Source organism: Amycolatopsis vancoresmycina (assembly GCF_000716785.1).
Lineage (GTDB): Bacteria > Actinomycetota > Actinomycetes > Mycobacteriales > Pseudonocardiaceae > Amycolatopsis > Amycolatopsis vancoresmycina.
In genome coordinates, this window is record NZ_JNYY01000045.1 from 1 (window position 1) to 4,173 (window position 4,173).

Below are 4,173 nucleotides of genomic sequence, written 5' to 3' on the forward strand. Positions count from 1 at the left end.
CGCCCGGTCCCATTCCGAACCCGGAAGCTAAGCCTGACAGCGCCGATGGTACTGCAACCGAAGGGTTGTGGGAGAGTAGGACACCGCCGAACTTACTTGGGGAAGGGCCTGGGCCCGGTCGAGACGAAAGTCTCCCGGCCCAGGCCCTTTTCTCATGCCTCACACCGGCCGAGCCGCCGGCCACAGACGGTGACTTCCGCCCCCCATCACGCGAGTTCCGGCTCCAACCACGCGAATCCCGCCTCGGATCACACCGACTGCGCCGCGGCCGGCGCCGTGATGCCCCTCCAATCACGCTTTATGCCCCTCCAATCACGCATGATGCCTCCCGAATCACACGCCCGGCGATGCCTCCGCAGAACTCGCGTGATTAGAGGCGGAACTGACGTGGTCAGGCCCGTAACTCGCGTGATTGAAGGCGGAACTCACGTGATTGAGGGGGCATCTCGCGTGACTGAGCGGGCATCACTCGTGTTTGGAGGGGCATCACGAGCGGCGTGGGCCGGCTGGCGGGAGATGCGGGCATGAGAAAGGGGGCCAGGAGCGGAGCTCCTGACCCCCCTTACCGGAAGGACGGTTACTTGATGGCGGAGCCGGCTTGCCAGTCGGCCCAGGACTTGGACCAGTCGCCGTACAGGTCCCAGACCGGCAGCTGCGGGCCGCCCGAGTTGGTGACCTCCACGACGTCGCCCAGGCCCATGTTCTGGAAGAACCACTGGGCGTTCGCGTCGTTCAGGTTGATGCACCCGTGCGACACGTTCGAACTGCCCTGCTGGCCCACGCTGTTCGGGTTCTCGTGGACGAACTCGCCGTCGTTGGAAATGCGCTCCGACCACTTCTCGTTGGACCGGTACGCCTTCGGGTCCGGTGGGCAGACGCCGTACGTGCACGAATCCATCGTGTAGTTCGCCTGCTTGTCCGAAATGACGTGCGCGCCCAGGTGGGTCGGTGTCGCGTCCTTGCCCATCGAGATCGGCATCGACTTGACCATCTGACCGTTGTGGAAGATCTGCATCTGCTCGCTGTTCCCGTCCGCCTTCGCGATCCAGGAATCGTGCACCTTGTACGTCTCCGTGCGGTCCTCCGCGCCGAACACGCCGCCGCCGAAGTCGACGCCGTAGATCTTCGCCGACACCTTCAGGGTCGTGCCGGCCTTCCAGTACTCCTTCGGCCGGTAGTGGACGTTCGAGTCGTCGATCCAGTACCAGCTGCCGTCCTGCTTCGGCGTCGACTCGACCGTCAGGGCCTTCTCGACCGCCGCCTTGTTCTTGACGGCGACCTTGCCGAAGCTGAACACGATCGGCTGGCCGACGCCGACGCCCGTGCTCGCCACCGCGGACGGCGCCGGGATCAGGTTGGCGTTCGCCTGCTTCTTCGGCGACAGCGTCGTGATCTGGTTGTCCTGTTCGACCGGCTTCCCGTTGGACCCCTGGGCGTGCGCGACGATCTTGTACGTCGCGCCGTAGCCGAGCGGCTCGGTGGACGTCCAGCTCGACCCGTCCTCCGCCAGCTTCCCGGCGACCGTCTTCCCCTTGGCCGCGTTGGTCACCGTGACGTCGAGGAGCTTCCCGTTGGCCGCCTTGACGACGATCGGCGACGCCGGGTTCACCGCCGTGCCGCCCGCGGGCTCGAACGTCACCGCGACCGGCGTCTCGGCCGGCGCGGCGGAGCCGGACGCGGGCGCGCCGCCGCCGGTGGAGCCGCCGTCGTCACCGGACGAGCAGGCGGAAAGCAACAGTGCTCCGGCGAGGATTCCGGCCACCGAAAGTAAAATCTTCTTGGGGAGCATATTGTCTCTTTTTGGGAATTGGGATCGGCGGGCATTCGTCATCAAAACTACGCGATAGCGATGACGTTCTTGCCGGCGGATCGGTGCATCGGCGTGACGTGGATCACGTGATGACGAGCCCCGGAGCGCCGTACAACCCCGGTCCGCTCACCGAGACTTCACCGAGGTACTCACGAGCTGCCGTGTACGCCTCTTCCGCCAGTGCTTCGGTGTGCCCGAAGTCCAACGGGTTCACACGTACCGGCGCCGGGCCCGGCAGGTACAGCACCGGCACCTGCGCGGCCGCTACCGGCGCTTCCAGCACCGCCTGGTTCCGCATGCTGATCATCGCGGTGAACATCATCACCTCGGCGAACGTCCGCGGCGCGCCCGGCAGCTTGCCGGGGAACGCGCAGTCGAGCACCACCAGGGACTTCGCCCCCATCGCGAGGGCCTGCCGCATCGGGACGTTCGCGACGAGCCCGCCGTCGTACAGCAGCTGCCCGTCGTGCTCCACCGGCGGGAAGATCCCCGGGATCGCGCAGCTCGCCAGCAGCGGCTCGAGCAGCCTGCCGGAGCGGATCAGCAACGGCTCGGCCGTGTCGACCTGCGTCGTGACGACGCCGAGCGGCAGCGCCAGGTCCTCGAAGCGCGTCGGCTCGCCGAGGTGGTCGGCGATGATCCCGGCCAGGCCCGTGTTGGGGAACAGGTGCGTCTTGCCCTGCGTCAGCGCCCGCACGCGGCTGAACACGCCGCCGGGGAACGCTTCGGCGCGCGTCATGTGCGCCCAGATGTCGTGCAGGCGCGCGAGGGCGTCGGTGCCGGAGCGGGCGAGGACGGCGGCGTTGAGCGAACCGACCGACGTCCCGGTCACGACGTCCGGGGTGAGCCCGGCCTCGGTCAGGGCGCGCAGCATGCCGACCTGCATGGCGCCGAGGCTGCCACCCCCGCCGAAGACGAAACCGACCGGCCGGGGAAGATCCGCGAGACTCATGCCGCCGAATGTAGTAAACCCGGCCGATCAGGGCACGCGCTCGAGCGCCTTGCGCTTCTTCAGCCGCAGCAGGAAGAACACCGCGACGGCGGCGAGCACGCCGACCACGATCAGGCCGCCGGTGTTCAACGCGCCTTCGATGCGCTTGGCGGCCTCGCCCAGCGCCGCGCCGATGCCGATGTGGACCAGCGACCAGCAGAACGCGCCCGCCGCGGCGGCCGGCAGGAAGCGGCGGAACGCCAGCCCGGACGTCCCGGCCGCCGCGGGCGTCAGCGTCCGGATCACCGGCAGGAACCGGGCGAAGAAGACCGCCCAGGCGCCCCGGCGTTCGAGCACCGCGGTGGCTTTGTCCCAGGCTTCCAGGCCGTACCGGCGGATGAGCTTGGTGTCACGCAGCCGCGGCCCGAAGCGGCGGCCGATGCCGTACCCGAGCGCGTCGCCCGCCGTCGCGCACAGGGTCACGACGAGCCACAGCGCCAGGAACCGGGGGACGGTGTTCGCCGTCGTCGCGGCGATGAGCAGCCCGGACTCCCCGGGCGCCAGGAACCCGAGGCCGATCGTGCACTCGGCGAACACCAGGCCGCCGGTCGCGGCGACGAGGCCCGGTTCCGGGAGTCCTTGCAACCAGCTGAGGAGGTCCGAAACCAGGGCCATACCGCCACTTTACCGATCCTTTAAGGATGGTGGGGTGACGTGCGTCACCGGGCCAGCAGCGACGTCGCTTCCTGGGCGGCGGGGCCTTCGGCCGCGAGGTGCTGCAGGTTTTCGGGCAGGACCTCGCCGCGGTGGGCCTTGGTCTGGGCGTAGAGCCGTCCCGCGCGGTAGGACGAGCGCACCAGCGGCCCGGCCATCACCCCCGCGAAACCCATCGCCTCCGCGGCCTTCGAGTGCTCCACGAACTCCTCCGGCTTCACCCACCGATCCACCGGATGATGCCGCGGCGACGGCCGCAAATACTGCGTGATCGTCAAAATCTCGCACCCCGCATCAACCAAGTCCTGCATCGCCGGAGCAACCTCGTCCGGGGTCTCACCCATCCCCAGAATCAAGTTCGACTTCGTCACCAACCCGGCCTCACGCGCCGCCGTGATGACCTCCAACGACCGCGCATACCCACCTTCCGCGGCTCCGTACGATCCAAAGCAGCCGGTTTTCCGGTGTCGATCTGACAGAAATCACACCGACGGGTGCACTGATCCCCACCGATCAGGAACGTGGCCTCCCGGTCTTCCCAGCACTCGTAAATATTGGGACAACCCGCCTCTTCACACACCGTGTGCAAACCCTCGCGGCGCACCAGACCCTTGAGCTCGGTGAACTCCGGACCCATCCGCACCCGCGTCTTGATCCACGACGGCTTCTTCTCGATCGGCGTCTCACTGTTGCGAACTTCCAGACGCAACAGCTTCCG

The 4,173-nt window shown here is 67.8% G+C and carries 3 protein-coding genes, 1 rRNA gene and 1 pseudogene; 1 reads left to right on the forward strand and 4 read right to left on the reverse strand.

All coding sequences use genetic code 11. The annotated features are described in order from the left end of the window. A 5S ribosomal RNA gene (gene rrf / locus OO60_RS45310) occupies positions 1-92 on the forward strand; the annotation flags it as partial. 485 nt (positions 93-577) lie between these two features. Here the strand turns inward: rrf and OO60_RS44215 are convergent. From OO60_RS44215 to OO60_RS44850, 4 genes and pseudogenes are all read right to left on the reverse strand, one after another. Continuing rightward, complete coding sequence (locus tag OO60_RS44215) at positions 578-1,789, reverse strand: L,D-transpeptidase (protein ID WP_205624183.1); 1,212 nt, start codon at positions 1,787-1,789, stop codon at positions 578-580. Positions 1,790-1,892: 103 nt separating this feature from the next. After that, on the reverse strand, positions 1,893-2,762 hold the full coding sequence (locus tag OO60_RS44220; RefSeq protein WP_033263635.1) for a patatin-like phospholipase family protein: 870 nt from the start codon (positions 2,760-2,762) through the stop codon (positions 1,893-1,895). Positions 2,763-2,789: 27 nt separating this feature from the next. After that, positions 2,790-3,416 carry a DedA family protein gene (locus OO60_RS44225; RefSeq protein ID WP_003088888.1) on the reverse strand — a complete coding sequence of 209 codons (627 nt, stop codon included), beginning with the start codon at positions 3,414-3,416 and terminating at the stop codon, positions 2,790-2,792. A gap of 44 nt (positions 3,417-3,460) precedes the next feature. Beyond that, positions 3,461-4,173, reverse strand: a pseudogene (locus OO60_RS44850) (lipoyl synthase); the annotation flags it as partial.